The 26,468-nt window shown below is 41.6% G+C and carries 27 protein-coding genes; 11 read left to right on the top strand and 16 right to left on the bottom strand.

From position 1 onward, the window contains the following. Positions 1 to 118 precede the first annotated feature (118 nt). Genes rpsF through rplI form a run of 3 tightly spaced genes read left to right on the top strand, consistent with a single transcriptional unit; the run spans position 119 to position 1,224 of the window. Positions 119 to 457, top strand: coding sequence for a 30S ribosomal protein S6 (rpsF, locus tag PY092_RS08735; RefSeq protein WP_127137866.1), 339 nt, complete (start codon positions 119 to 121; stop codon positions 455 to 457). 4 nt (positions 458 to 461) lie between these two features. Further along, positions 462 to 758, top strand: a complete 297-nt coding sequence (gene rpsR / locus PY092_RS08730) for a 30S ribosomal protein S18 (RefSeq protein WP_014031368.1) — start codon at positions 462 to 464, stop codon at positions 756 to 758. Between the two features lie 13 nt (positions 759 to 771). Next, positions 772 to 1,224 carry a 50S ribosomal protein L9 gene (rplI, locus tag PY092_RS08725; RefSeq protein WP_275615468.1) on the top strand — a complete coding sequence of 151 codons (453 nt, stop codon included), beginning with the start codon at positions 772 to 774 and terminating at the stop codon, positions 1,222 to 1,224. A gap of 74 nt (positions 1,225 to 1,298) precedes the next feature. Here the strand turns inward: rplI and PY092_RS08720 are convergent, their stop codons facing one another. Next, entirely contained in the window at positions 1,299 to 1,769 is a 471-nt protein-coding gene (locus PY092_RS08720; protein WP_275615467.1) for a DUF4168 domain-containing protein, read from the bottom strand. Between the two features lie 182 nt (positions 1,770 to 1,951). Here PY092_RS08720 and PY092_RS08715 point away from each other — a divergent pair, with 182 nt between their 5' ends. After that, the gene (locus PY092_RS08715; protein WP_275615466.1) at positions 1,952 to 2,425 is read left to right on the top strand and encodes a DUF6495 family protein; all 474 of its coding nucleotides are present in this window, start codon (positions 1,952 to 1,954) and stop codon (positions 2,423 to 2,425) included. Positions 2,426 to 2,688: 263 nt separating this feature from the next. On the opposite strand, the gene PY092_RS08710 is transcribed toward PY092_RS08715, so the two are convergent. Further along, positions 2,689 to 3,288 carry a collagen-like triple helix repeat-containing protein gene (locus tag PY092_RS08710; protein WP_275615465.1) on the bottom strand — a complete coding sequence of 200 codons (600 nt, stop codon included), beginning with the start codon at positions 3,286 to 3,288 and terminating at the stop codon, positions 2,689 to 2,691. A 330-nt stretch (positions 3,289 to 3,618) separates the two neighbouring features. Between PY092_RS08710 and hisS the strand changes: the two genes are divergently transcribed. Continuing rightward, on the top strand, positions 3,619 to 5,007 hold the full coding sequence (gene hisS, locus PY092_RS08705; RefSeq protein WP_275615464.1) for a histidine--tRNA ligase: 1,389 nt from the start codon (positions 3,619 to 3,621) through the stop codon (positions 5,005 to 5,007). Here hisS and PY092_RS08700 read toward each other — a convergent pair. Together PY092_RS08700 and PY092_RS08695 are read right to left on the bottom strand one after the other, a co-directional pair. After that, positions 4,991 to 5,539 carry an NUDIX hydrolase gene (locus tag PY092_RS08700; protein WP_275615463.1) on the bottom strand — a complete coding sequence of 183 codons (549 nt, stop codon included), beginning with the start codon at positions 5,537 to 5,539 and terminating at the stop codon, positions 4,991 to 4,993. The genes hisS and PY092_RS08700 overlap by 17 nt on opposite strands. 83 nt (positions 5,540 to 5,622) lie before the next feature. Beyond that, the gene (locus PY092_RS08695) at positions 5,623 to 6,711 is read right to left on the bottom strand and encodes a M42 family metallopeptidase (protein WP_275615462.1); all 1,089 of its coding nucleotides are present in this window, start codon (positions 6,709 to 6,711) and stop codon (positions 5,623 to 5,625) included. A 102-nt stretch (positions 6,712 to 6,813) separates the two neighbouring features. On the opposite strand from PY092_RS08695, the gene PY092_RS08690 reads away from it, so the two are divergent. Then, on the top strand, positions 6,814 to 7,533 hold the full coding sequence (locus tag PY092_RS08690) for a DUF4294 domain-containing protein (RefSeq protein WP_275615461.1): 720 nt from the start codon (positions 6,814 to 6,816) through the stop codon (positions 7,531 to 7,533). Here the strand turns inward: PY092_RS08690 and PY092_RS08685 are convergent. Next, entirely contained in the window at positions 7,530 to 7,766 is a 237-nt protein-coding gene (locus PY092_RS08685; protein ID WP_275615460.1) for a DUF6095 family protein, read from the bottom strand. The two genes, PY092_RS08690 and PY092_RS08685, sit on opposite strands and share 4 nt — an antisense overlap. A gap of 57 nt (positions 7,767 to 7,823) precedes the next feature. Here PY092_RS08685 and PY092_RS08680 point away from each other — a divergent pair, with 57 nt between their 5' ends. Then, complete coding sequence (locus tag PY092_RS08680; RefSeq protein WP_275615459.1) at positions 7,824 to 9,143, top strand: GntP family permease; 1,320 nt, start codon at positions 7,824 to 7,826, stop codon at positions 9,141 to 9,143. 6 nt (positions 9,144 to 9,149) lie between these two features. Here PY092_RS08680 and PY092_RS08675 read toward each other — a convergent pair whose 3' ends face one another. From PY092_RS08675 to PY092_RS08640, 8 genes are all read right to left on the bottom strand, one after another. Then, positions 9,150 to 10,049 (bottom strand): DUF4249 family protein, encoded by a 900-nt coding sequence (locus PY092_RS08675; protein WP_275615458.1) that lies wholly within the window; start codon positions 10,047 to 10,049, stop codon positions 9,150 to 9,152. Positions 10,050 to 10,053: 4 nt separating this feature from the next. Next, entirely contained in the window at positions 10,054 to 12,429 is a 2,376-nt protein-coding gene (locus PY092_RS08670) for a TonB-dependent receptor (RefSeq protein ID WP_275615457.1), read from the bottom strand. Positions 12,430 to 12,569: 140 nt separating this feature from the next. Further along, positions 12,570 to 14,789 carry an NADP-dependent isocitrate dehydrogenase gene (locus tag PY092_RS08665; protein ID WP_275615456.1) on the bottom strand — a complete coding sequence of 740 codons (2,220 nt, stop codon included), beginning with the start codon at positions 14,787 to 14,789 and terminating at the stop codon, positions 12,570 to 12,572. A 620-nt stretch (positions 14,790 to 15,409) separates the two neighbouring features. Next, the gene (gene rplS, locus PY092_RS08660) at positions 15,410 to 15,760 is read right to left on the bottom strand and encodes a 50S ribosomal protein L19 (protein WP_014031354.1); all 351 of its coding nucleotides are present in this window, start codon (positions 15,758 to 15,760) and stop codon (positions 15,410 to 15,412) included. A 133-nt stretch (positions 15,761 to 15,893) separates the two neighbouring features. Then, positions 15,894 to 16,571, bottom strand: a complete 678-nt coding sequence (gene trmD / locus PY092_RS08655; RefSeq protein WP_275615455.1) for a tRNA (guanosine(37)-N1)-methyltransferase TrmD — start codon at positions 16,569 to 16,571, stop codon at positions 15,894 to 15,896. Positions 16,572 to 16,786: 215 nt separating this feature from the next. Then, a complete protein-coding gene (locus PY092_RS08650) occupies positions 16,787 to 17,389 on the bottom strand; it encodes a tRNA (guanine-N1)-methyltransferase (protein ID WP_275615454.1) in 603 nt (200 codons plus the stop codon). Between the two features lie 107 nt (positions 17,390 to 17,496). Next, the gene (locus tag PY092_RS08645; RefSeq protein ID WP_275615453.1) at positions 17,497 to 18,945 is read right to left on the bottom strand and encodes a glyceraldehyde-3-phosphate dehydrogenase; all 1,449 of its coding nucleotides are present in this window, start codon (positions 18,943 to 18,945) and stop codon (positions 17,497 to 17,499) included. Positions 18,946 to 19,073: 128 nt separating this feature from the next. Further along, positions 19,074 to 20,474, bottom strand: a complete 1,401-nt coding sequence (locus PY092_RS08640; RefSeq protein WP_275615452.1) for a S1C family serine protease — start codon at positions 20,472 to 20,474, stop codon at positions 19,074 to 19,076. Between the two features lie 136 nt (positions 20,475 to 20,610). On the opposite strand from PY092_RS08640, the gene dapF reads away from it, so the two are divergent. From dapF to PY092_RS08620, 4 genes are all read left to right on the top strand, one after another. Continuing rightward, positions 20,611 to 21,393, top strand: coding sequence for a diaminopimelate epimerase (gene dapF / locus PY092_RS08635; protein ID WP_275615451.1), 783 nt, complete (start codon positions 20,611 to 20,613; stop codon positions 21,391 to 21,393). Further along, a complete protein-coding gene (locus tag PY092_RS08630) occupies positions 21,381 to 21,914 on the top strand; it encodes a GNAT family N-acetyltransferase (protein ID WP_275615450.1) in 534 nt (177 codons plus the stop codon). The genes dapF and PY092_RS08630 overlap by 13 nt, the downstream gene beginning before the upstream one ends. Beyond that, positions 21,904 to 22,947 carry an endolytic transglycosylase MltG gene (mltG, locus tag PY092_RS08625; protein ID WP_275615449.1) on the top strand — a complete coding sequence of 348 codons (1,044 nt, stop codon included), beginning with the start codon at positions 21,904 to 21,906 and terminating at the stop codon, positions 22,945 to 22,947. Before PY092_RS08630 ends, mltG begins: the two co-directional genes overlap by 11 nt. Positions 22,948 to 23,108: 161 nt before the next feature. Then, positions 23,109 to 23,753 (top strand): hypothetical protein, encoded by a 645-nt coding sequence (locus tag PY092_RS08620; protein WP_275615448.1) that lies wholly within the window; start codon positions 23,109 to 23,111, stop codon positions 23,751 to 23,753. 45 nt (positions 23,754 to 23,798) lie between these two features. Here PY092_RS08620 and PY092_RS08615 read toward each other — a convergent pair whose 3' ends face one another. The 3 genes from PY092_RS08615 to dnaA are packed head-to-tail and all read right to left on the bottom strand — an operon-like array spanning position 23,799 to position 26,428. Continuing rightward, positions 23,799 to 24,527 (bottom strand): SAM-dependent methyltransferase, encoded by a 729-nt coding sequence (locus PY092_RS08615; protein ID WP_275615447.1) that lies wholly within the window; start codon positions 24,525 to 24,527, stop codon positions 23,799 to 23,801. A 4-nt stretch (positions 24,528 to 24,531) separates the two neighbouring features. Continuing rightward, a complete protein-coding gene (locus PY092_RS08610; RefSeq protein ID WP_275615446.1) occupies positions 24,532 to 24,984 on the bottom strand; it encodes a low molecular weight protein-tyrosine-phosphatase in 453 nt (150 codons plus the stop codon). A gap of 19 nt (positions 24,985 to 25,003) precedes the next feature. Further along, positions 25,004 to 26,428, bottom strand: coding sequence for a chromosomal replication initiator protein DnaA (gene dnaA / locus PY092_RS08605; RefSeq protein WP_275615445.1), 1,425 nt, complete (start codon positions 26,426 to 26,428; stop codon positions 25,004 to 25,006). Positions 26,429 to 26,468: the final 40 nt, after the last annotated feature.

Below are 26,468 nucleotides of genomic sequence, written 5' to 3'. Positions count from 1 at the left end.
TTAGGTTTATTGGGTTTTTCAATGTTGATAACTCTTGTACTTAAACGAAGTTTTATTACTTTTCTTGCAGGGTGAAAGAAATATTATTAATTTTGCGCTCCTTTAAAAATATATTATAATGAACCATTACGAAACTGTTTTCATTTTGAATCCCGTTCTATCTGAGACCCAGATAGAGGAAACAGTCAAGAAATTTGAAGATTTCTTGATTAAGAATGGTGCCAAGATGGTCTCCAAGGAAGATTGGGGACTTAAGAAGTTGGCCTATCCCATTCAGCACAAGAAAAGTGGATTTTACCACTTGTTCGAATTCCAAGTTCCAGGTGAGGCCATTGGCCCATACGAGTTGGAATTGAGAAGAGATGAGCGCGTTATGCGTTTTCTGACCGTTAAATTGGACAAACATGCAATTGCATGGGCTGAAAAAAGAAGAGACAAACTAAAAGCAAAGGCATAAGGGTATGGCATCTATTGAGCAACAAGCAAAATCGAAAAAAGACGGGGAAATCAGATATTTGACCCCGCTTAATATTGAGACCAGCAAGCAAAAGAAGTATTGTAGGTTCAAGAAATCAGGTATCAAGTACATTGATTACAAAGACCCGGATTTCTTGATGAAGTTGGTGAACGAGCAAGGTAAATTGCTTCCAAGAAGACTTACAGGTACTTCCTTGAAATACCAAAGAAAAGTGGCACAGGCCGTAAAGCGTGCCCGTCACCTAGCGTTAATGCCGTATGTTGGCGATATGTTGAAATAAAAAACACCAGAGAATGGAACTTATTCTAAAAGAAGATGTACAGGATTTGGGATTTAAGGATGATATCGTTACCGTAAAGAACGGTTACGGCAGAAACTTCCTTATCCCGCAAGGTTTGGCCGATTTGGCTACGCCTTCTGCCAAAAAAGTTTTGGCGGAGAACCTTAAGCAAAGAGCCCACAAGGAGAAAAAGGTTATCGATGAGGCCACTAAGATTGCCGATGCATTGAAGCAATTGGAAATCAAGATTGCTGCAAAAGTTGGTGCAGGCGACAAATTGTTCGGATCTGTAACCAATATCGACCTTGCCGCTGCCTTGGACAAAGAAGGACACCAAATCGACAGAAAATTCATCAACATTAAAGGTGGAGCTGTCAAAAGAGTTGGTCCTTACGAAGCTATTATCAGATTGCACAGGGAAGTTATTGTAGAATTCCCATTTGAAGTAATTGCGGAAGCGAAATAAACTTCAAATCATTACCATATTAAAAAGCCCTCCGATTTTCAGAGGGCTTTTTTGCGTTTGTTCAAAAATAAATTTTATTGGGGCTGTTGTTTTTCCAACATGGTTCTCAATCTACCTTGCAGATCTGCATCTGTTTGCAAGGCCATGGCGATTTTTTGATAACGCTCCATACTCAATCCTTCATTGCTGATGATTTCCTCGATTTGTTGGGTAAAACCCACTTGCATTTCTTGTATCTCGTTCATCAGTTTGTCAAAGCGTTCTTTCTCCTCGTCGCTGGCATCAACGGTTTTTTCAGGAGATGCAGAAGCTTGGTACATTTTGTTGAACCTATTGGCATCAAAACCACTTTCCTGAACTGTTTTCATTACTTGTTGCTGAGCTTCCATATTCACTTTCTGAATATCCTGAAAAGCCGAGGCAATTTTATTCAGTTCCACATCGCTAACCTGTACTTGTTCCTGTGCATTCACTTGCGAAAAAGCACCAACACTTACTGTTGCAATGCAGACCACTAAAGTTTTAATCGATTTCAAAAATCTCATTCTGTACGTATTTTATTAATAATGTTACTTTCCGAAACTACAATAAATTCAACCACTCGCCAAAAATCAAAGGGTTTATGAGGTAAATATAAACTTAAAGGATTATTATGAATCCAAGGGTTTGACGGTTTTCTTGGTACAAAAGCAGAGAGGTTCTCCCTTACCTTTTATATTTTTGCAGGATGAAATATAAAAGATTGACCAAGGAGCAATTGGAAGAACTCCATCCTGAATTTATTAATTTTTTGGCAACCCAATCCATTACCGCAAAGGAATGGAATGCCCTTAAAAAGGAAAAACCTGAAGTTGCTGAGGAAGAAATCGATGTATTCAGTGATTTGATTTGGGAAGGCGTGTTGAACAAAGTGGAGTATTTGGAAAATATTTCCGACAAACACATGCACCTCTTTTACCTGACCGATAAGGAGATGAAACTCCTGTCCGTTAAGATTTTAAACCCGGAAATAGACCTGAGGACCGAGGTGGGTTTCGGTTGGTTTAAACGCAATTACCAATCCGATTTTGTGGAATATCTATCTGCTTCCAAGGCCTATGGGGAAGATAAGAACGTGGATAAGTTCGAGATCATTAAACAAGGGGCTGTTATTACCAAAGGGGAACTGTACCAATGGTTTGAGCAGATTATGGAGCATTGATCAAGGATTTGACTTGAGATGTTAGATTCAAGAACTTGAAAAAGTACGACTCAATGTCGGTACGAGCGCAATTGAGAACTTATATTGGTTGTACGAGACAAGACTATCTGTCATTCCGAAATCGCAAAGCGATTGAAAAATCCATTGGAAATAAGAATTGAACGGTATTTTCATCCCAAAATTATCGGGAAGCTCAAAAATAATAAACGGAATTACCGATCAGTTCGGTAATTCCGTTTATCCATCTAGGTCAAGTTTTGATATTATTCCAAACCGTAGTATTTCATTACTTCAAGATAGTTGGCGATATCCACTCCGGCGTTTTTTAAGTTATCCGCAACCGAATTTTTTCCAGCCATGGCATCTGGGTTCATTTCTACCATGGTAATGTGTAAAATAATCGATACGTTTTCCTGTATATCAGGCCAATTTCCTGTTGTTCCATCAGCGTTGTACACATATACGGCCAATGCTTCTTCTTTATACTCAATTCCAAAATCCAATTGAAGAATGTTGACTCTGCCTGGCAACAAAAAGTATGACGTATCATTATTATCCGAGATTTCCAGATAGGTGATCAATGTATTGTTTTGCAATGTCTCTACTGTAAATTCAGGCACATTAATGGGGATTTCACTTTCACCAGCGGGAGTAAAGCTCAGGTCAAAATCCAGTTTCGTTACATTGGCATTCCCATCGGCGCCGGGAATCCCTTGTTCACCTTGATCTCCTTTTTCACCTTGTATTCCTTGTGCGCCATCTTCGCCCTGTATTCCCTGTTCGCCATCTTCGCCCGAGCAGGATGCAATAAGTCCCATGGCAACTACCACACAGCCTAACGTTATGATTTTTTTCAACTTCATAGTTTTAATTTTTAATGATTAATAAGATTGAACAGCACAAATATAGATGGGGCGTCAGCTATAATTTTAGGCCGATTGATGGATGCCCTTTTTGAATTGACGGATGGGTATTCTGGGTTTAACTTCCCTATTACGTAACAGAAAAAAACCGCGATAAAGGCACCGTTATGATTAAAGAGTAAGACCCCTTATCATTCTAAAATTGCTTGGCAATTGAAGCATCCATTATTGGAAATTGAGAAGGATTCTTTACGATGTTGAGAATGACATTTACAGATAAATGCAAACATGCAACAAACCCCTTATATTTGCACGAGAATTTAAAACCACATGGCAAAGAAACCATCCATACCTAAAGGAACCCGTGATTTTTCACCTGCAGAAGTAGCCAAGCGCAACTATATCATCCAAACCATAAAAAAACATTTTGAAACCTATGGTTTTCAGCCGATAGAGACCCCGTCTTTTGAGAATTCGGAAACTTTGATGGGTAAATACGGGGATGAAGGCGACCGTTTGATCTTTAAAATATTGAATTCAGGCGACTTCATTTCCAAAGTGGATGATGTAACCTACAGTTCTAAGAACTCAGCTTCTTTGACGTCCAAAATTTCCGAAAAAGCGCTTCGCTACGACCTAACCGTACCTTTTGCCCGCTATGTGGTCATGCACCAGAACGAGATAGATTTTCCGTTCAAGCGGTACCAAATTCAGCCCGTATGGCGTGCGGACCGTCCACAAAAAGGACGTTTTCGTGAGTTTTATCAATGTGATGCCGATGTGGTAGGAGCGGATTCCTTGCTTCAAGAAGTGGAATTTGTACAATTATATGATGCTGTTTTTACCGATTTGGACCTAAAAGGAGCCACCATCAAAATCAACAACCGAAAAATACTATCAGGAATTGCTGAAGTGATCGGGGCCAAAGATTTGTTGGTGGACTTTACCGTGGCCTTGGACAAATTGGACAAGATAGGGGAGGAGAAGGTAAAAGTGGAGATGATGCAAAAAGGAATCTCCGAAAAAGCCATAGCCAAGGCACAACCTTTGTTTGATATGACGGGTACCGCTTTTGAGCAGTTGGAAAAGTTAAAAACCATCCTTGCCGACTCCGAAGTCGGAATGTTGGGAGTTTCCGAACTGGAAGAGATTATTTCCACCGTGGACATGATTGGATTGCAATCGGCCAGCCTCCAATTGGATGTAACCCTTGCCCGAGGTCTTAATTACTACACGGGGGCTATTTTTGAAGTAGCTGCACCCGAAGGTGTGAAAATGGGGTCGATTGGTGGTGGAGGCCGTTACGATGACCTTACCGGTATTTTTGGACTCAAAGATGTGAGCGGTGTTGGGATTTCCTTTGGACTGGACCGAATTTATTTGGTTTTGGAAGAATTGAACCTGTTCCCTGACAGCTTGGATACTACATTGGATGTACTTTGCCTCAATTTCGGAAAGAAAGAAGGAACAGCGGCTTTGAAATTGGTGTCTGGACTCCGTAAACAAGGGCTAAGGGCTGATTTGTACCCTACGGACACCAAAGTGCAGAAGCAGTTCAAATATGCTGACAAAAGGGGAGTGCCCTATGTGATTCTTCTGGGAGACCAAGAGTTGACAGATGGAAAATTTGTGGCCAAAAACATGAAGACAGGAGACCAGAAGGATTATTCGTTGGATGGAATCGAAGAATTTTCGGAAAAGGTCAAGACCGAGATTTAATCGCTTTAATGATGGTTTTGTAGTAGGTAGGGCCGTGCGGTACATATTTGGCCACGTTGGCCAAGCCCCAGGTTTCCTCAGCAAATTTAAATAGGGGGACCAAAGCTAAATCAGCTACCTCACTTTCCTGTTTTTTAAGTTGATGTATAGGAACATTTAGCTTGCATAAATAAATGTGGTGCAGTTCGGCATCAACAAAGTCCTCGGAAATTTTGTGGATGGCCTTAAAAGTACCTAGCGGCTCCAAATCGGATTCGGAAATGATTAGCCCGATTTCTTCTTCCACTTCTCGGACGGCTGCAATAACAATTTCTTCTCCAGCGGAAACGTGTCCGGCCACCGAAACATCCCAAAGAAGAGGGTGGGTAGCCTTGTTTTCACCCCGTTGTTGAATCAGGACCCGGCCATCTGGTGTGTAGAGCCATACGTGAATGGTTGGATGAAGCAAACCTTTGCGGTGCGCTTCCGATTTTAAACAGGATTCCCCTGTTGGTTTTCCTTGTTCGTCCAAAATGTCAACACGCTCATCCATATTACATAAAGATAAAAAAAAGTCACCCTGAAGATGTTTCAGGGTGACATAATTTTAAAATCTGAAAGATGATAGAAGCTCAGCTAGTCAAAATAACTAAAGGTTTCTCCTTCTTTGATGTTCAATAAGGTTTCGTAAATCAAACGGATAACGTTCTCCACATCATCCTTGTGAACCGTTTCCACCGTAGTGTGCATATAGCGCAGAGGCAACGAGATCAATGCCGAAGCGACTCCTCCATTACTATATGCAAAGGCATCGGTATCGGTTCCTGTGTATCGGGAAGATGCATTGCGCTGGAACGGAATCTTGTTGGACTCCGCAGTTTCCAAAATACGTTCACGCAACTTGTTCTGTACGGCAGGTGCATAGGATATTACAGGCCCGTCCCCGATTTTGGTCTCTCCCTCAGTCTTTTTATTGATCATTGGGGTAGTGGTGTCGTGGCACACATCCGTTACAATGGCCACGTTCGGCTTTATGGTCTGTGTAATCATTTCAGCACCGCGTAGACCAATTTCTTCCTGCACCGAATTGGTAATGTATAAACCAAAAGGAAGCTCTTTTTTGTTCTCTTTGAGCAAACGAGCTACCTCGGCGATCATAAATCCGCCCATTCGATTGTCCAAGGCCCTACACACAAATTTATCCTTGTTCAGTATATGGAATTGGTCGGGGTAGGTAATAACGCATCCTACGTGTACGCCCATTTTTTCTACTTCCTCTTTATCTTTGGCACCAATATCGATAAAGATGTTGTCCAATTTTGGCGGTTCTTCCTTCGCCTTGTTTCTGGTATGGATGGCCGGCCACCCGAAAACACCTTTTACAATGCCGTTTTTGGTATGGATGTCCACCCATTTGGAGGGTGCTATTTGATGGTCGCTTCCTCCGTTCCGGATAACGTAAAGCAAACCTTCATCCGTGATATAATTAACGTACCAAGAAATTTCATCGGAATGCCCTTCGATCACAACCCGGTATTTGGCATCTGGATTAATGACTCCTACGGCAGTTCCATACGTGTCCGTTATAAACTCGTCCACATACGGTTTTACATAGTCCATCCAAATTTTCTGCCCTTCCCATTCATAACCAGTGGGAGAGGGGTTGTTCAAGTATTTTTCTAAAAACTCAAGGGATTTCTCGTTGATGATTTTCTCTTTTGACATAAATCTAATTTAATAGACAAACATAAGAATATTCACTTTTATTTAATAGCCAAATCACACCTTTATACTTACTTTTGGCAAGACTATTGAGGAAGAAATGTTATGCTGCGCAACTGTTTTCTTGTTGTTTTTCTGGCGTTTACTGCTCTCGGGTTTGCTCAGGAACCGCAGAAGGATTCCATTGTAAGCCCCGCCGATTCCATTGCCAATGATTCCGTAGAGGATTATTATGTTCGGTTTGAAGGAGACTCCATTTTGATGAGTTCCATTGAGCTGGATGAAGTTTATATCTTCGGTAAGCTCGAATTTGCAAACCGAAAGGATAAATTACGTTACTATATTCTCCGAAGAAAGACCCTGAAGGTATATCCCTATGCCAAATTGGCGGCTGAACGATTGGTGGAACTCAACGATAGCCTGCAACACATCAAAAAGCGGAGACACCAAAGACGATATACTCGAAAGGTTCAAAAGTATATTGAAGGGGAGTTTTCCGAAGAATTAAAAAAACTTACCCGTACCGAAGGACAAATTTTAGTGAAGTTGATTCATCGTCAAACAGGTACAACCGCTTTTGATTTGGTAAAGGACCTTAGGAGCGGATGGCGTGCGTTTTGGTACAATACCACGGCCAGTTTGTTCAAAATCAGCTTAAGGGAAGAATTTCTCCCGGAAGAAGTGCACGAGGATTATTTGATCGAGGATATTTTACAGCGTGCTTTTGCAGCAAGTAGGTTGGAGCGGCAAAAATCGGTCTTGGACTACGATTATGCCCAACTTTCCAACAAGTGGAAAAATGAACCGCCCAGCACGGGCAACTAATTTTTGGGTTTCTCTCCAAAAATGGCGTCCATTACAATTTTTACGGACCTAAACCCTAAATAAATGGCCAAAATGGCACAGATAATGCCCAAAATCAAAACAGGCCAATAAAAAGGGTGTTCTTCATTTTTAAATGCTTCGTAGATTAAAAAAGGTCCCATAAACATGGCAAGCACCGTATATCCAAACGATTTCATTCCCTTGACCAGAAGTTCCTTGTTAGTTCGCCTCATGCGACCAAAGTAGGAATATTAGCTTATATTTAGGGGATAATGCATTAAAAATTAACCATGGAAATACTAGTTCTGGGGGTAGTGGTCCTCTTCATCATTATTGCTACTGTAAAATTTAAAATGCACCCCATTTTCTCGCTGACCATTGCTGCCATTGCTTCTGGTTTTTTGTTGGGAATAGCGCCTAAAGATATCATGTCCACCATGGCCGAAGGCTTTGGAAATACGCTCTCTGGGATTGGATTAGTGATTGCATTTGGGACCGTAATCGGCATTTACCTGGAAAAGACGGGAAGTACCCAAGTATTGGCCAATAGTATTTTAAAGGTAATTGGCCTGAAACGCTCCCCATTGGCACTGAATTTAGCTGGATTTGTCATTTCTATTCCTGTGTATTGCGATTCTGGATATATCATACTTTATTCATTAAATAAAGCCATCAGTAAAAAAACAGGCATTCCAACCTTGGTTTTTGCCATTGCCTTGGCCACAGGATTGTATTCCGCCCACGTTTTTGTACCTCCCACACCTGGCCCTTTGGCAGCGGCAGCTATTTTGGATGCTGACTTGGGAATGGTACTCATCTTTGGGCTTTTGGTCGCAATACCCGTTTCTATTTCAGGGTATTTTTGGGCGCGGTTCATTGGAAAATCATTGCAGGAAGATGAAATTTCAGAGAAAGCTGAAGAAAAAGAGGAAGTGCAAGCAACAATAAAACCTTTTCAGGCATTTTTGCCCTTGCTTGCTCCCATAATTTTGATAGCCATGAAATCTGTTGTGGACTATCCTACACATCCTTTTGGAGAAGGTTGGCTGTTCAGTATTTTCAACTTTTTGGGTAGTCCTGTAATCGCACTGCTTATTGGTGTTTTCTTCGCCTTTGCCTTGGGTGGGAAAGTTCCTTCGGAAGAGAAAAAAGGATGGGTGTCTGAAGCGTTCAAGCAAGCAGGTGCCATTGTATTGATAACAGGTGCAGGAGGAGCATTTGGAGCTATTCTTCGGACCATGGATATTGCCTCCATTATTAATTTGGAATCCAGCACGGGGATTGGCGGGCTTTTGATTGCATTCGTAATTTCAGCCGTGCTCAAAACGGCCCAAGGGTCATCAACAGTGGCCATCATCACTACCTCGGCCATAATTGCGCCATTATTGGAAACTTTTGGACTGGTTTCCATTACTGATAAAGCATTGGCTGTTCTTGCCGTTGGTGCAGGAGCTATGACGGTATCCCATATCAACGACAGCTATTTTTGGGTAGTTTCACAGTTTTCCAATATGAAAGTGAAAACGGCCCTACGTGGCCATACCTTGGGAACATTGGTTCAGGGCACGGTGGGTATTTTAATGATTCTATTGATCTACGCCTTGGTGTAGTCTCTTCTATTCGATGATAATGGTTCTTGAGTACTCTTGTGCCACTGCAAAATACCCAAGGGCATAATCATTGGGACGCTCCACATTGTCCAAATTGGTCACATTTTCCAGTCCCGTGAGATCAAAAACATTCCCCCTAACAGTAGCTACGGGTGTTTGAAAAGGGCCCCCATTGTTTCCATTTCCAGTCTGTTGCAAAACCAAATCCATATAGTTGTAAAACTCTTTCGTTGCACCCAAAATACTAACGGTTACCACATCACCTGGGTCAGTTTCATCATCATAGAAAAAGGAAAACTCAAATTGTTGACCTTGAAAAAACTCGTCTTCCACTGTTTGGAACTCACCGGACATAAAATCAAACAGGTAAAAATTGTCTTCCTCGCCATTATCAGTAAAAGTTACGATGATCTCGGTTTGCTCTTCATCAAAAAAGACTTCGTCCCCTTGCTCTAAATTGTCCAAGGGGACTGTGGAAACATACTCGGTTTGTGCAAAGTAATATTTGTCTTGATAATGTATTTCCAACATAAATACAGTTCCAGGCTCAGCAATTGAAGTTGGAATGCGTTGGTCAGATAAGGAGTCAGGGTCTGGCACATAGATTCCAGAGCCGGATGTTTCCTCTACCAAGGATGAGGAGGATAGGTTGTCAAAATTTCCTTCGCTGTTCGGTTTGCCGTAGGAAATCATTACACTTTCGGCTTGAACGGGCAGGTTTTCTTCAAAAAAATCAGTGCTCGCTTTTAGGCCTATCCGTACATCAATAAATTCCACCTCCTTTTTAACGCGCAACAAACCATCCACCACCAATTTGGAATCGACCCCGGGCAAATCCACATCAACCACTTCTTCGCATGATGTCAGTAATACAGCCATAAAAATCAAAGACATGAGTTTTTTCATAGCATTAGAATTTAAAGTTATAGGTTACCGAGGGGATGATGCCAAAAATCGATGTTCGAATTGCTTCGTTTCGCCCTGTGTCCTCATTTTCCCTGAAATTGATGGAAGCAGCATTTTCACGACTATAGACATTGTAGATGCTGAATACCCATTCCGATTGTATCTTTTTGCGTTTGTTTCTTTTTGGGGTTAAAATAGCTGAAATGTCCAACCTATGGTAATCGGGAAGCCTTTCCTTGTTCCGCAAGCCATAATAGGGAATAGTTACGTCTTCAAACTCAAATTGACCAATGGGGTAATTGGTCGGTTGCCCTGTTTGATAAATGAAATTGGCATTGAAACTCCATTTTTCATTAAGCTCAAAGCTACTATAAATGGAAAGGTCATGTGTTTTGTCGTAGGGTGTGTTGTACCATTCCCCCGTATTGATTCCTGTTTCCAAATCAGACCTTCCAGGTGTTTTTTGTTCGGATTTGGATAATGTGTAGGCCAGCCAGCCTGTGAAACGACCTTCATTTTTGCGTAGCAACAACTCCAATCCGTATGCTCTGGCCTCCCCATTTAAAATAACTTGTTCTATGGCATTGTTGGCAATAAGGTTGGCACCGTCTATATAATCTATCCTATTTTGAATGGTTTTGTAGAAAGCCTCGGTTTCCAAACTGTAAGTGCCCTCCTTGATGATTCTAAAATATCCAGCGGCAAATTGATCCAACAACTGTGGTTTCACAAAGGGACCGCTAGGTGTCCATACATCCAAAGGGGTAGGGGAGCTTGTGTTGGAAATGAGATGGAGATACTGTGCCAATCTGGTATAACTGACTTTTATGGAATTGTTTTCCTTAAAAGTGTACGACATGGAAATCCTGGGTTCCCAATTAAAAAAGGTTTCAAGGACTTCACCTCTTCCTGAAGTAATTGTATCTATGGGTTCCGCTTCACGATAGGTTTGCGTAAACGAATTAAACTCCACGGGATTATCGTTTGCATAAACAAAAAATTCATCTTGCCCCAGCCTGCTAAACTGACTTGCCCTCAATCCATATTCAATACTTAAATTATCCGTGATGTCATGTTCCACATCAATGTAAGCCGCATTTTCGTTGGCGTATTTTTTAGTAAGCTGATCTTCAACAATGCCCGAATCAGGACTATTGGGCACTATTTTTCCAGGATTGAATACATAGTAAATACTGTTTATCCCATAATTCATCTGAAGTTTATTGTTGAGATAGTGTTTTAAATCGTACTTAACGTTAAAGTTTTGGATTCCAGAGTCCCACTCAAACCCCACGAAATCAAGTTCCAAGCCGTAATAATAATCGGAGTAAATCAGTGAAAGGTTGGAGAAAAGTTTATCTGAAAACAAATGGTTCCACCTTAGGTTCCCCACGGCATTACCATACACGTTAACAAATCTATCACTTACATTAAACAGATCTCTTCCAAAGTAACCCGAAAGGAAAATATTGTTGTTGTCGTTGATTTTATGGTTGATTTTAGTGTTCAGATCATAGAAATACGCTTTGTTGTCGATATCGAACAAAGGCAGAAATAGGTGTGCGTACGAGGCTCGTCCACCAGCTAAAAATGCAGTTTTGTCTTTTTGGATGGGACCTTCGATTAATAAACGACTTGCCACGGCACCGATACCTCCATTTACTTTAAACTCTTTGCTGTTGCCTTCTTTTTGAAAGATATCGAGTACAGATGAAACCCTTCCGCCGTAACGTGCTGGAATCCCTCCTTTGAATAGTTTGACATCTTTGATGGCATCTGGATTGAACACGGAAAAGAAGCCAAATAGGTGGGAGGAGTTGAACACTGTTGCTTCATCCAATAGGATCAAATTTTGGTCTGCAGCGCCACCCCTTACATTGAATCCGGAAGAAGCTTCGCCGGCACTGGTAACCCCGGGTAAAAGCAATAACGATTTTATTACATCGGATTCGCCCAGCACTACGGGAATTTCCTTGATGGTGTTGGATGCCAATGATGTAACACTCATTTGGGGTTTGCGAATGTCCAGTTTTTCCACATTATCGGTCACAACCACTTCTTGCAACGCTTCCGTTTTTTCGATTAAGTTGAAGTCTTGTTTTGTATTCCGATCTAGGGTAATGGTTTTAATGATTTCCTGAAAACCCAAATAGCTTACAATGATTTGGTATTCGCCTTCGGGAAGCGTTATGGAATAAAAACCGTACTCGTTTGTAGTGGTTCCTGTTTTCAGTTCGGAGACTGCTACGGTCACTCCAATCAAGGATTCGTTACTGGATGCTTCGGAAACGGTACCGCTCAAAGTGTATTTTCCTTGTGCGTGCAATACAAAAAAATGCCCAAACAGGGCTAGCAATAATGCGAGATAATGTCTGGGCATTCGATTGGTTTGTTTAAAAATACACAATTATGGAGAACAGCAGAAAGGAAAGGTGTAAACCAAAGGTTATTTAACATATCCAATTAAAAAAGGCAGCTAAAATTTTAGCTGCCTTTACTATTGATCAAGTGTTTTTTTGATTATCCAATGGAACTCAATATATCATTCAAGGTGTCACTGGGTCGCATTGCTTTGGATGCCATTTCGGGATTTGGAAGGTAATACCCTCCAATATCCATAGTTGAACCTTGCGCGTCTATCAATTCTTGTGCGATTTTCTCCTCGTTGGATGACATTGCTTCAAAAACCTTGCTGAATATGGCTTTTAATTCCTCATCCTCATCTTGTTTGGACAATTGTTCTGCCCAGTACATTGCAAGGTAGAAGTGACTTCCGCGAGTATCTATTTCGTTTACCTTTCTGGATGGAGATCTATCCTGGTTTAAGAATTCTTCGGTTGCTTTGTCCAAAGCATCGGCAAGCACTTGTGCTTTTTTATTGTTGTTCTTTTCTCCAAAGAATTCCAAGGAAACGGCCAATGCCAAGAACTCTCCTAGGGAATCCCATCGCAAGTGACCTTCTTCCAAAAATTGCTCTACGTGTTTTGGAGCGGAACCACCAGCACCGGTTTCGAACAATCCACCACCGTTCATCAATGGGACAATGGATAGCATTTTAGCACTTGTTCCCACTTCCAAGATAGGGAAGAGGTCAGTCAAATAATCCCTCAATACGTTACCGGATACAGAGATGGTGTCTTTCCCTTCCTTCATTCGCTTCAAGGTAAATTTGGTGGCCTCAATAGGGGAAAGGATTCTAATGTCCAATCCTTCGGTATCGTGGTCTTTGAGGTAAAGGGTTACTTTTTTAATCAATTCGGTATCATGGGCTCTGTTTTCGTCCAACCAGAAAATAGCAGGAGTATCGGTTGCCCTTGCTCGGGATACGGCCAATTTGACCCAATCCTGTACGGGAGCGTCTTTCACTTGGCACATTCTCCAGATGTCACCTTCTTCCACGGCATGCTCGATCAATGTTTCTCCTGCTGCATTTACCACTCTTACAGATCCTGCTTTCTCAATTTCGAAAGTTTTATCGTGGGAACCATATTCCTCGGCTTTTTGGGCCATCAAACCTACATTGGGAACAGTTCCCATGGTTTTAGGGTCGAAAGCACCGTTTTCTTTACAAAAATCAATGGTGGCTTGGTAAACACCGGCATAACTACTATCGGGTATGATGGCCTTGGTATCTTGAAGCTCTCCGTTCTTGTCCCACATTTTACCGGAATTTCTGATCATGGCAGGCATGGAGGCATCAATAATCACATCACTTGGTACGTGAAGGTTGGTGATCCCTTTGTCGGAATTTACCATGGCCAAATCGGGCCCGTTGTCTATACTGGCCTTGATGGCTCCTTCGATTTCCTTGTGTTGTTCTTCGGGCAGTTCCCCGATTTTGTCCAACAAGGTTTCCAGTCCGTTGTTTGGGTTGATTCCCAATTTCTCGAAGGTGTCTCCGTAGTTTTTGAACAATTCGGAGAAATATACTTCCAATGCATGTCCAAAAATGATAGGGTCGGAAACCTTCATCATGGTGGCTTTAAAGTGCAATGAAAGTAGAATGTTGCTTTCTCTCGCATCGGCGATTTCCTTGGTCAAGAATTCGACCAAAGCCTTTTTGCTCATCACCGTAGCATCGATGACCTCGCCTTTCAAAAGGGAAAGCTTGTCTTTTAGCACGGTTGTGCTTCCGTCTGTACCTGCCAATTCGATGCGAATTTCATCTGCATTGGTCATGGTCAATGATTTCTCGTTGGCCTTAAAGTCACCGTGGGACATTGTAGCTACGTGGGTCTTGGAATCGGATGACCATTCGCCCATGGTGTGCGGGTGTGCTTTGGCGTAGTTTTTCACGGCTTTTGGTGCGCGTCTGTCCGAGTTTCCTTCACGGAGCACAGGGTTTACGGCACTACCTTTTATTTTGTCGTATTTGGCCTTGATGGCTTTTTCCTCGTCTGTTTTGGGCTCATCGGGATAATCAGGTAGTTTGTACCCTTTTTCTTGAAGTTCCTCAATGGCTTCTTTCAACTGCGGAATGGAAGCACTGATATTTGGAAGTTTAATGATGTTGGCCTCTGGGGTTTTGGCGAGTTCGCCCAAAATGGACAAATCGTCAGAAACTTGTTGGTCTTCGGTCAACAATTCAGGAAACATGGCAGCAATTCTACCGGCCAAAGAGATGTCCTTGGTTTCTACGGCAATACTGGCGGTTTCGGTAAAAGATTTTACAATGGGTAAGAAAGATAATGTTGCTAAGGCAGGAGCCTCATCTGTTTTGGTATAATAAAGTTTAGCCATTTAAATGTATTTGTTTGAGCGGTTGCAAATATACGATATATGGCTGGTGAAGTACGAATGGAAGCGACTAAAAGTGGGAGGGTTTACTGATAATTTGTGAAAAAAACAAAAGCCATATCTTTTTTTTACGAAAGATATGGCTTTCAGATAGGACTCAAGATTTGTTTGGTGGTACCAAAACTACAATCTATTTGATTGCTCTTTTGCCCTTTCGACGTTTGCTTTGCTATGCTCTTAATTTTTCAACTAAACTACATTCTGCAAAGTGTACTGTTGTATTCCTAAACTTTATCAAAATGAAAAATTGCTCTTCCATTCGCACATAAAATTCATCATTTCTCATAAGGTCTTGCCTAAACTCCTCCTTATTCGAAATTCCTTTTGTGATCAGTAGTGTTACCAATTAAAAGGGAATCCACAGTTTTAAAGAACGTCAACTTTAAATCGATACAATCGTGATGGTATCACTTTCATATCTTCGACTAAAGTAGAACGGAAAAGTAAAATTAGCAACTTTTCAAAGCATTAAAAATCAACATGATATGAACCATAGTTATTAACAATTGTTCATAAAAAAAGCACCCAAAATGGGTGCTTCTGCATGTTGTATGGAACAATGATTATCCCTTAACTTCTTTGATACGGGCCTTTTTACCAGTAAGACCTCTGAAGTAGAAGATTCTAGATCTACGTACTTTACCTTTTTTGTTTACTTCAACTCTTTGCAAAGCTGGCATGTTCACTGGGAAAATTCTTTCCACACCTACAGTACCGGACATTTTGCGAATGGTAAAGGTTTCGGTGGCACCGCTTCCTCTACGTTGTATCACTACACCTTTAAAGAACTGGGTACGTGTTTTTTCACCTTCCTTGATTTCGTAATAAACAGTGATGGTATCACCAGCTGAAAATTTTGGAAATTCTTTTTTTGGAACAAATTCGTCTTCAACAAATTTTATTAAGGATTCCATTTTTATTTTTTTTAGCGTTTTTTACAAGACCAACTTTCACGGATTTCGTCAGAGGTTGATTTTGAGATTGCAAAAGTAATGCAATATTTAGAAATAACAAGTGCTTTTTTGCGTTTTTGAATACAGCGTCACTTTATTTTTCCAAAAGATCTGGCCTTCTTTCTTGGGTACGCTCCAAAGCTTGTGCCTCACGCCATTTTTCAATTTCCGGGAAATTACCGCTGAGCAGGATCTCGGGGACTTTACGGCCCTTGTATTCCGAGGGGCGCGTGTAAACTGGCGGGGCCAAAAGATTATCTTGAAATGTATCGGTCAGGGCGGAGGTTTCATCATTCAAAACTCCGGGTAACAAACGAATTACGGCATCGCACAAGATGGCAGCGGCCAATTCGCCTCCAGATAATACATAATCGCCAATAGAGATTTCACGGGTCACGAACATGTCCCTTACCCGTTGGTCTACACCTTTATAGTGACCACAGAGGACAATAATGTTCTTTTTCATGGAAATCTCATTGGCCATCCCTTGATTTAGGGTATTGCCATCGGGGGTCATGTAAATGACTTCGTCATAATCCCTTTCCGCTTTGAGCTGGGAAATGCATTTATCGATGGGTTCCACCATCATGACCATGCCTGCACCGCCACCAAACTGATAGTCATCCACCTGCTTGTAGTTTCCAATGGAGTAGTCCCTTAAATTATGTAGGTGTACTTCCACCAGCCCTTTTTCGATGGCACGCTTTAAAATGGATGCTTCAAAGGGGCTTTTTAAAAGTTCGGGAAGTACCGTGATGATGTCTATCCGCATGGACATGGCTGCTGGGTATTGATTTCAGCCCCAAAAGTAGTGAATGCTGACAACAACTCTGATATAAAAAAGAAAGGGACTAAATTCTAAAAGTTAGTTAACTGTCAGTTCGAGCGCAGTCGAGAACCTAAGTCAATTTTGACCATCAAGAGGTTTCGACTGCGCTCAACCTGACAAAACCAAAATTTTGTTGCTTTTTAGACAGCTTCCAGCTCTTATTTTTTCTGCTTGTTCAACTCGTCCTGAAGCTGACGACTGATTTTTTGTTCACGTTCCAAAGCTCTTCGTCTATGGTTCTGGTATTCCTCTTCTAAATCAGCGAGGGCGGATTTGGCTTGCTGTGTCAAGAAGTTACTGTTCCTAAAGCGATAAATAAAGAACAACAGTAGCAACAACAGCCCAAAAATGATGGACCATAATATAAAGTTGTAGGTCCCTTTACTGATCAAGGCACCAAAAAACGAAATACTGTCTTTTTCTTCGGTAACGGCATTGAGCTTATTGGTGGTTTCCTGCAATTTACCGTTTAGGTCTTCAATTTCAGTATCATTGGCCGTAATGGTGGCGGATAAATCCTTGATGGTTTTATTCGCGGTATCTATGGAATCAAAAATGTTCTTTTTGGTTTCGTACAGGTCCGATAACTTGACGACTTCATAACGAACGCCATTGGCCCTATAATTTCCCGATTTCCTTTCCAGTTCTTCCAACTGACCTCTTAGGGTGTTGTCCGTTTCCACCTCGGGTTCTTCCTGCGCATGGATTGATAAGGTCTGAATAAGTAAGGCTAAGGTAAATAAAATGCGTAAATGCTTCATGTTCAATAAGGTTCTCGTATTAAATTTAGATTAAGGGTGGGACGAAATTACATCAATATAGCAAATTTCAAAAAAAGAAAATCACCTCTTTGAACAATTTGCATCCACTAATAATACGTATAACGGCGAACTTTGGCGATATATTTTGCCAATCGAATCACTTGATGGGAATATCCGTACTCATTATCATACCAGATATAGAGCACAATATTTTTACCACCGGGCGATACAATGGTGGCCTTACTGTCATAAATGGATGGTGCTGTGGTACCTACAATATCCGAGGAAACCAGTTCGTTGCTCAACGCATATTTAATCTGCTCCACCAAATCACCTTCCAAGGCATATTTTTTGATCAGCGTATCCACTCCTTCTTTCGAGGTCTTGTTCTTTATCTCCAAATTTAGGATGGCAAGGGAACCGTTCGGAACGGGAACCCTAATGGCATTGGATGTTAATTTACCTTTTAACGTAGGCAGGGCTTTTGCAACGGCAGAGCCAGCTCCTGTTTCCGTAATTACCATATTAAGTGCAGCAGCACGACCTCTACGGTACTTTTTGTGCATATTGTCCACCAAATTTTGGTCGTTCGTGTAGGCGTGGATGGTTTCCAAATGCCCTTTTTTGATGCCCAAAGAATCCTCGATTACTTTTAAAATGGGGGTAATGGCATTTGTGGTACACGAAGCGGCGGAGTAGATTTTGGTTTTGTCGGGGTTGAAATCCTTGTGGTTCACACCATGTACAATATTGGGGACTTCCTTCCCCGGTGCGGTCAACAAAACTTTACTGGCTCCTTTTGATTTCAGGTGTCTGGACAATGCAGTATTATCCCTAAAAGCCCCAGTATTGTCGATGACCAAGGCATTGATGATACCATGTTTGGTATAGTCGATATCCTCTGGTTGATTGGCACTTATCATTTTCACGGTGGTGCCGTTGATTACAAGGGCTTGTTTTTCTTCATCAACACCCACAGTGCCTGTAAATGGTCCGTGTACGGAATCGGTTTTGAGAAGTGCGGCCCTTTTTTCGAGAACCTCTCTGTTCAATTCACCTCGGATAACAATGGCACGTAATCGTAACTGACTGCCCCGCCCTGTTTTTGCCATGAGTTCCCTGGCCACCAAACGACCTATGCGCCCAAAACCGTAAAGCACCACATCTTTGGGTTTTATGGCCTTGGAAGATTGGGCGTCCTTTAATTTGTCGATGACAAAAGCCTTTACATTAAGGTGTGCATTCTGGTTGGAATTGTACTCATAGGTCAATTTGCCAATATCCAACTTGGCAGGAGGGAGGTTGATATCGTTTATCGCCCTTAAAATTTCCACAGAATCAAAAATGGACATGGGTTTTTGGACAAATTCCCCGGCGTATTCATGCAGGTTGATGATGTCGCTAACATTTTTATCTATGATTTGATTTTTGAACAATACTACTTCAATGGCCTTATCGTACCAGAGGTCGCTGATGATTTTTATGAATTCGGTGGTTGCTTTTCTCCTGTCTGCCTGAAAGGCCAGCTCTTTTTCGTAAGATATGTTGTCACTCATGGATGAAGGTTGCTGTTGTATAGTTTATTTTTTGGCTAAATTATATATTTCAAACGTTTTCGTGAAACATAATCGACATAAAAAAACGCCTTGCTAAAAGGCGTTTGTAAGTGTTTTTTCAGCACTTTCTACTGGAGTATCATGTGTTCCTTTTCACCATTCTCATTGATCATGGTAAAACTGGTTCTTCCATATCTGGATAATTGGCCAAAACGTTCTTTGGCATCATTAATATTGTCGATCGGGTCGCCATCCAGAGCAATGATGACCTTATTGACTAGATTGTACCTAGCATAGGATTCGGGCACATCGGTAATCTTCACTCCTTTGGAAACCCCGAATTTTTTGATATCGGCTTTAGACAAGTTTTTTACCTTAAAAGAAGTAGCTGGGAGAATAACGCTGGTCTGTTTTTTCAGGGTTACGTTTTTTACCAAGCTTTTTCCATCTCGGTCCAAGGTTACTTGAACTATATCGCCTGGTCTTTTAGCGGAGAGATATCCTGTGAGTTCGGAAAATTTACCGATTTCCATATTGTCAATTTTTTTAATGACATCACCTTCCATCAAACCAGCATCATCCGCACCTGATTCTTCCTCCACACCAGCTATATAGACTCCTTCGAGTTGGTCCAAGCCCCTTTCAATAGCGGCTTGGGATTTTGTATTGGCTGCAGAAATACCCAAAAGCCCTTTTTGGACATTGCCGAATTCCATAATGTCCTCTACTACTTTTTTGGCAATATTACTGGGTACTGCAAAGGCGTACCCTATGTAAGATCCTGTTTGAGAGGTAATGGCAGTGTTGATACCAATAAGGTCGCCGTTTGTGTTTACCAAGGCGCCCCCACTGTTCCCAGGGTTTACAGCCGCATCGGTTTGGATAAAGGACTGCGCTCCTGTTCTGGAAAGCGATCTGGCTTTGGCGCTTACAATCCCAGCGGTAACCGTGGATGTTAGGTTGAACGGGTTTCCTACGGCAAGCACCCATTCCCCGATTCTGGCATTGTCGGAATCCCCAAAGGCCAAATAGGGCAGAGCCTCTTCGGCATCGATTTTTAATAGGGCGATATCGGAATCAGGGTCGGTCCCTATGATATCAGCTTCATAGGATTTATTGTTGTTCAATACAACTTCCAATTGACTTGAGTTTGCAATTACGTGATTGTTGGTTACGATATATCCATCTGGGGAAATGATTACTCCAGAACCAGTTCCCACTTGGGGGATTTGTTGGCGTTCGTACCCGTAAAAGAATTCAGCTATGCTGGATGGTCCTCTACTGCTCATCGTCATGTTTTTAACGTGTACCACCGAGTTGACCGTTTTTTCGGCAGCAATGGTAAAATCAGCTTCATTGATTCCAGCACCTTTGGCCGAAGTGTTCAAGTTGCTCGTAGTAACAAAGGGTGTTTCTTGTTCCGAAGCGACCAATTTATAGCTTTCTTTCTCAAAAAATAATTTGTAAGCTCCCAGCGTAATTGCACCTGCAAATACGGATACTAGGAATAAACTCGCTATTTTCTTCATAATTCATTAATTATTTAACATTAAGCTCCAACAAAATTAAAAGATTTCAATTTTCGATCAGGTTGGTTTAACGCTGTTTTAACTCCAAAAAAAACCTTAAAGAATCCCATATATTTGTTCCTTTGTAGATGTGAATATGGAACTACAGTTTTTTAAATATCAAGGAACGGGAAACGATTTCGTAATTATCGATAATCGTCAGCAAATATTTCCCAAAAACAATACCAAGTTGGTGGCACAACTTTGCGACCGAAGATTTGGCATAGGAGCCGACGGATTGATCCTGTTGGAAAATGACAATATGTCGGATTTTAAGATGGTCTATTATAATTCGGATGGGGCAGAAGCCAGTATGTGCGGAAATGGAGGAAGATGTTTGGTGGCTTTTGCGCACTATTTGGGAGTTTTTGAAAGAGAAGCAAAATTCAATGCTGTGGATGGGCTTCATTATGCAACGATTGATGGCGATGTCGTGAACTTGAAAATGGTGGATGTTGACAAGGTCCATGAGAAACAAAATCATAGTTTTTTGGACACAGGTTCCCCACATCATGTGCAACTCGTAAAAGAACTGGAAAAGTTTGATGTACAAAAAGAAGGAAAAAAACTCCGTTACGGATTGTATGGTCAGTCAGGAAGTAATATCAACTTTGTGGAGCAGACCAACGATGACACCTTCGATGTTCGAACCTACGAAAGGGGAGTGGAAGGTGAAACCTACTCCTGCGGTACTGGTGTAACTGCTGTGGCCTTGGCCATGTATGAATCAGGCAAAACCACTGCCAACGAAGTCCACATCCATACTATTGGAGGTAATTTGACCATTGCTTTTGAGAAAAAGGACGGGAAATACAGTAATATATTTTTAAAAGGTCCAGCAATACAAGTATTTAAAGGAACCATCGAATGCTCAATCTAAAAGGAAAGCAAGTCTATTTACGGGCCTTGGAGCCTACCGACCTCGATTTTCTATACAAACTGGAAAATGATACGGTGGTTTGGGAGGTAAGCGGCACCTTAAAGCCCTATTCCAAAAAAGTGCTGCAATTATATTTGGACAATGCCCATAGAGATATATATGATGTAAAGCAATTACGATTGTGCATCAGTAACCATCAAGATGAGTGTATTGGGTTGATTGATTTGTTTGATTTTGACCCCAAACACCGCCGAGCTGGTATTGGAATCATCATTGTTGAACCCGGGGACCGTAACAAAGGTGCTGGCGCGGAAGCTCTGTCACTGTTGTGCGACTATGCTTTTTCCACTTTGGACCTGCATCAACTGTACGCCAATATTTTGGAGGACAACGAAGCTAGTATCCACCTGTTTCAAAAAATGGGTTTTGAGGAAATTGGCGTTAAAAAAGAATGGATACGGACCAGTAAAGGGTTCAAGAACGAAATAATGTATCAAAAGATCAACACAGATGAATCTTAAAAAAGTACTTTGGGCAACCGCCATTCTTGGGCTGTTGATTTGTGGTTTTATCTCCTATCAAATCTATAGTGCCATTTTTAGCCCCAATACGCAGTTCAATAATGATGAGGCATATGTTTATATTGCTTCTGATGCTACATTTTCAGATGTAAAAGCCTCATTGGAGCCTTTGTTGAAGGACTTGTCCACTTTTGAAGCCGTTGCCAAGCGCAAAGGATACATGACCAATATTAAAGCTGGAAAATACGCCCTCAAAAAAGGGATGAACAACAACGAGATCATCAACACCCTACGTAGCGCCAATATTCCCGTTCAAGTATCCTTCAACAATCAGGAGTCAGTTGCATTGTTGGCAGGAAGGATTTCCGAACAAATTGAGGCCGATAGTTTGTCCCTACTCCAAACCTTTAACGATTCCAATTTTTTGAAAGAGACCAAGTTTGATGATGATACCAAGCTGGCGATGTATATTCCAAACACCTATGAGTTTTTCTGGAATACCGATGCAGAGAGCTTTCGAGACAGGATGAAAACGGAATATGATCGTTTCTGGAACGAGGAGCGTTTGCAAAAAGCCGAAGACTTGGGTCTCAGTCCGAATGAGGTTACTGCTTTGGCAGCCGTAGTGCAGAAGGAAACCGCCAAAGTGGATGAGCGTCCACGAGTGGCCGGTGTGTATCTGAATCGAATCAGAAGGGGAATGTTGCTTCAGGCTGATCCCACGGTAATCTATGCCATAAAAAAGGAAACAGGCAATTACGATACCATTATTAAGCGAGTGCTTTTTCGTGATCTTGAGATGGATTCGCCCTACAATACCTATAAATATGCAGGTGTGCCACCAGGTCCGATTACGATGCCGGACATATCATCCATCGATGCGGTTTTGAACCCTGAAAAGCACGATTACCTTTATTTTGTGGCCGATGTTTCCAACTTTGGATACCACATGTTTGCCAAAACTTTGGCACAACATAACCGAAATAAAGTGCAATACACCCGTTGGTTGAACCAACAAAAAGTTATGAGATAGCACTCTTTGTCGTTGATTTTCATCGCTTTAACGGATTTTAAGGGTGATTTAAGAAATCTTTATGAGCTTTAGGGTATCCGTTAAGATAACTCCCCCTATATTTGCCGGCCAAATTGATTTTTGATACGTATATATGTATTGAGATCACAAAAGAGAACATTATGAAAAGATGGATAGGTTTTATGCTGCATCTTGCCATGATTGTAGTTTTGACAAGTTTTGGTACGTATACCGTAATGAAAAAAGTGGATGTTGAAATTCCCGAATCATTAAAGGTATCGACCAATTTGGAATTTTTTGCTCCGCAAGATTCCATTGCACTTATTGACGAGGACGAGGTAACGCCTCCTTTTCTGGGCAAGGCCTTTAATGGCTTTAAGGAAGCACTTGCTTTTAAAGAATCCCAGGGCAAATATCATAGAGTGAACACATTGGGTTATTTGGGTAAATACCAGTTTGGTAGTAGTACCTTGCATTTGATGGGCGTTTACGATATGGAAGATTTTCTGGAAAACCCAGAACTTCAGGAAAAGGCTTTCGAGGCCAATATTGCCCGAAACAAATGGATTCTGCGAAGGGACATCAAGCGTTTCAATGGGAAAACCATTGGTGGTATTAAAGTAACAGAGTCAGGAATCTTGGCTGCGGCACATTTGGCCGGAGCTGGAAACGTCAAGAAGTATCTACGATCCTATGGGCAAAATGATGTAACAGATGCTTATGGAAGTAGTATCTCGTACTATATGAAAAAATTTGAGGGCTACGATATTTCCAATATCAAGCAGCAGAAAAATGCCAAAGTGTAGAAGGCAAAAAATGTAATGAAAAAAGCCCTGAATTTCGGGGCTTTTTTATGCTTGAATAATATAGATCGTCGGTCTTTTATCGAGATCTATCTCAATTTCGTTCCATTCATGCACACTTTTGGTGGAGATAAACTCTGTTGGCAAAGTAATATCACAGGCTATGCACAAGCGTGTTGATTTATGGAGTGTTTTCAGTAGTTCTTTTACCAGTTTATTGTTTCGATACGGTGTTTCCATGAAAATCTGGGATTGTCCTTTGTCTCGGGACAATCGTTCCAAACTTTTTACCATCTTCTTTCGTTCCGCATTGTCAATGGGCAAATACCCATTGAAGGCAAAATTTTGTCCGTTCATGCCGCTGCTCATCATGGCCATGAGAATAGAGGAGGGGCCTACCAAAGGAACTACTTGTATCCTTCTTTCGTGGGCAACCCGAATTACATCGGCGCCAGGGTCGGCAATGCCCGGGCATCCAGCCTCGGATAAAATCCCAATATCATGACCATGGATACAAGGGTCTAAAAATGATGGGATTTCTTCAGCGTTGGTATATTTATTCAGTGATTGTAAGTGAAGGTCGGGCTGGGGTTTACTGGGGCTTACCCGTTTGATGAAACGTCTGGCCGTCTTTTCATTTTCCACAATATAGTGGTCAATCCGCTCTATGGTTCCTTTTACCGATATGGGCAGCACCTCCAAAGGAGCATTATCCCCTAAGGTGGTGGGAATTAGATAGATTTTGCCCACGACTAAACCAGGTTTTTCCTCTTCCATGGGTTTAAGTTAGTTTTTTCGCAATTGCCTCACAAGCCCTATCGATCATTTGATAGACATTTTCAAAACCATCTTCGCCGCCGTAGTAAGGGTCGGGAACCTCTTGTGTGCCTACTTCAATCTCGTTCAATAGCAGTTTTACCTTGCTTGCTTCTTCTTGGTTCTTTGCAAGACTGGCCACATCGGAAAAATTGCTTCGGTCCATCACATATATAAGGTCGAACTCGGAAAAATCCTTTTCCGAAAACTTTCTACACTTCTGGTGTGTTATGTTCAAACCGTATTTCCGGGCCACTGCAATGGAGCGTTTGTCGGGCGGATTGCCAACGTGATAACCAGCAGTGCCTGCGGAATCCACAAAAACAGCATCAGAATCAACTTTGGATTGCAGAATGCCTTCGGCCAATGGTGATCTGCAAATGTTTCCCAAGCAGACCATCAAAACTTTGGTTTTCATAAATATTGTTGTGAAGTTATTAGGAGAACTTCTTGCTCAAATCCTCAATGTACTTTCTGAATTGCTTATCGGTCTCTGCCAGATTGTCCACCGTTTTACATGCATGTAGCACGGTTGCGTGATCACGTTTTCCAATTTGTGAACCAATGCTCGCCAAAGATGCTTTGGTAAATTTCTTGGCAAAGAACATGGCCAATTGCCTCGCTTGAACAATGTGACGCTTCCTTGTCTTGGATTGAAGTGTGGCCACATCCATTTCGAAGTAATCGGACACTACTTTTTGAATGTAGTCGATAGATACCTCGCGCTTAGTGTTTTTCACGAATTTTTCCACCACTTGTTGGGCCAGTTCCAAGGTAACCTCACGTTTGTTGAAAGAAGATTGTGCGATCAAGGAAATGATGGCACCTTCAAGCTCGCGAATATTGGTCTTGATGTTCTTGGCCACGTGGTCGACGATATCTTCGGGCATTTCAACCCCATCTCGGTACAACTTGTTTTTTAAGATGGACACACGGGTTTCGTAATCGGGACTTTGCAATTCTGCGGATAGCCCCCATTTGAAACGGGACAGCAAACGCTGCTCAATATCCTGCATATCCACGGGAGCTTTGTCCGATGTCAGAATAACTTGCTTTCCGTTTTGGTGCAAATGATTGAAAATGTGGAAGAAAACATCCTGGGTTCCAGATTTTCCTGATAGAAATTGTACATCATCTATAATAAGTACATCTATCAACTGGTAAAAATGGATGAAATCGTTTCTAGTGTTCTTTTTTACCGACTCTATATATTGTTGCGTGAATTTCTCGGCAGAAATATAGAGTACGGTCTTTTCTGGGTATTTGTCTTTTATTTCAACTCCAATGGCATGGGCCAAGTGGGTTTTCCCCAAACCAACTCCACCAAAAACCAATAATGGGTTAAAAGATGTTCCACCAGGTTTGTTGGCCACGGCCATACCAGCCGATCTTGCCAATCGGTTGGAATCCCCCTCCAGGAAATTGTCAAAATTATAGTTGGGATTCAACTGGGATTCGATTTTGATATTTCGAATTCCGGGAATCACAAATGGATTTTTTAGCTCGGGACTTTTGGAAGTAATCGGTACATCCAATTCCTGAGGTCCCACAGCGGTACGGTTGGAACTTGGAATTTGTTCCGTAAAAGGTTCCTTGTTACCGTACTTGTTCTCCATTTTTATAACGTAGATCAGCTTAGCGTTGCTACCCAATTCACGGGTCATGGCAACTTTGAGAAGCTTTACATAATGTTCTTCGAGCCATTCGTAGAAAAACTTACTGGGTACCTGTATACTGAGCGCCTTATCAGTTAGCTTTATAGGTTTGATGGGTTCAAACCATGTTTTGAATGCCTGCGGTTGGATATTATCTTGGATAAAAGCCAAACAGTTGTTCCATACGGAATTAGCAGTAGCACTCATAGAAGTTTTTCCTTGTTTTAATGGTTAGCTTTAAACTTAA

The sequence above is a fragment of the Flagellimonas yonaguniensis genome (assembly GCF_029193885.1).
GTDB lineage: Bacteria > Bacteroidota > Bacteroidia > Flavobacteriales > Flavobacteriaceae > Flagellimonas > Flagellimonas yonaguniensis.
The sequence above is the reverse complement of the archived record's forward strand: the minus strand, read 5'-3'. Positions and strand labels throughout refer to the sequence as shown.

Bases quoted from the DNA above. Each gene is read 5' to 3' on its own strand.
- PY092_RS08710 (WP_275615465.1), bottom strand. From the start codon at position 3,288: ATGAAGTTGAAAAAAATCATAACGTTAGGCTGTGTGGTAGTTGCCATG.
- PY092_RS08630 (WP_275615450.1), top strand. From the start codon at position 21,381: ATGCTCAATCTAAAAGGAAAGCAAGTCTATTTACGGGCCTTGGAGCCT.
- PY092_RS08685 (WP_275615460.1), bottom strand. From the start codon at position 7,766: ATGAGGCGAACTAACAAGGAACTTCTGGTCAAGGGAATGAAATCGTTT.
- rplS (WP_014031354.1), bottom strand. From the start codon at position 15,760: ATGGAATCCTTAATAAAATTTGTTGAAGACGAATTTGTTCCAAAAAAA.
- PY092_RS08700 (WP_275615463.1), bottom strand. From the start codon at position 5,539: ATGGATGAGCGTGTTGACATTTTGGACGAACAAGGAAAACCAACAGGG.
- rpsR (WP_014031368.1), top strand. From the start codon at position 462: ATGGCATCTATTGAGCAACAAGCAAAATCGAAAAAAGACGGGGAAATC.
- mltG (WP_275615449.1), top strand. From the start codon at position 21,904: ATGAATCTTAAAAAAGTACTTTGGGCAACCGCCATTCTTGGGCTGTTG.
- PY092_RS08675 (WP_275615458.1), bottom strand. From the start codon at position 10,049: ATGAAAAAACTCATGTCTTTGATTTTTATGGCTGTATTACTGACATCA.
- hisS (WP_275615464.1), top strand. From the start codon at position 3,619: ATGGCAAAGAAACCATCCATACCTAAAGGAACCCGTGATTTTTCACCT.
- PY092_RS08610 (WP_275615446.1), bottom strand. From the start codon at position 24,984: ATGAAAACCAAAGTTTTGATGGTCTGCTTGGGAAACATTTGCAGATCA.
- dnaA (WP_275615445.1), bottom strand. From the start codon at position 26,428: ATGAGTGCTACTGCTAATTCCGTATGGAACAACTGTTTGGCTTTTATC.
- PY092_RS08680 (WP_275615459.1), top strand. From the start codon at position 7,824: ATGGAAATACTAGTTCTGGGGGTAGTGGTCCTCTTCATCATTATTGCT.
- PY092_RS08670 (WP_275615457.1), bottom strand. From the start codon at position 12,429: ATGCCCAGACATTATCTCGCATTATTGCTAGCCCTGTTTGGGCATTTT.
- PY092_RS08690 (WP_275615461.1), top strand. From the start codon at position 6,814: ATGCTGCGCAACTGTTTTCTTGTTGTTTTTCTGGCGTTTACTGCTCTC.
- PY092_RS08650 (WP_275615454.1), bottom strand. From the start codon at position 17,389: ATGAAGCATTTACGCATTTTATTTACCTTAGCCTTACTTATTCAGACC.
- rplI (WP_275615468.1), top strand. From the start codon at position 772: ATGGAACTTATTCTAAAAGAAGATGTACAGGATTTGGGATTTAAGGAT.
- trmD (WP_275615455.1), bottom strand. From the start codon at position 16,571: ATGCGGATAGACATCATCACGGTACTTCCCGAACTTTTAAAAAGCCCC.
- PY092_RS08645 (WP_275615453.1), bottom strand. From the start codon at position 18,945: ATGAGTGACAACATATCTTACGAAAAAGAGCTGGCCTTTCAGGCAGAC.
- rpsF (WP_127137866.1), top strand. From the start codon at position 119: ATGAACCATTACGAAACTGTTTTCATTTTGAATCCCGTTCTATCTGAG.
- PY092_RS08615 (WP_275615447.1), bottom strand. From the start codon at position 24,527: ATGGAAGAGGAAAAACCTGGTTTAGTCGTGGGCAAAATCTATCTAATT.
- PY092_RS08695 (WP_275615462.1), bottom strand. From the start codon at position 6,711: ATGTCAAAAGAGAAAATCATCAACGAGAAATCCCTTGAGTTTTTAGAA.
- PY092_RS08720 (WP_275615467.1), bottom strand. From the start codon at position 1,769: ATGAGATTTTTGAAATCGATTAAAACTTTAGTGGTCTGCATTGCAACA.
- PY092_RS08665 (WP_275615456.1), bottom strand. From the start codon at position 14,789: ATGGCTAAACTTTATTATACCAAAACAGATGAGGCTCCTGCCTTAGCA.
- dapF (WP_275615451.1), top strand. From the start codon at position 20,611: ATGGAACTACAGTTTTTTAAATATCAAGGAACGGGAAACGATTTCGTA.
- PY092_RS08640 (WP_275615452.1), bottom strand. From the start codon at position 20,474: ATGAAGAAAATAGCGAGTTTATTCCTAGTATCCGTATTTGCAGGTGCA.
- PY092_RS08620 (WP_275615448.1), top strand. From the start codon at position 23,109: ATGAAAAGATGGATAGGTTTTATGCTGCATCTTGCCATGATTGTAGTT.
- PY092_RS08715 (WP_275615466.1), top strand. From the start codon at position 1,952: ATGAAATATAAAAGATTGACCAAGGAGCAATTGGAAGAACTCCATCCT.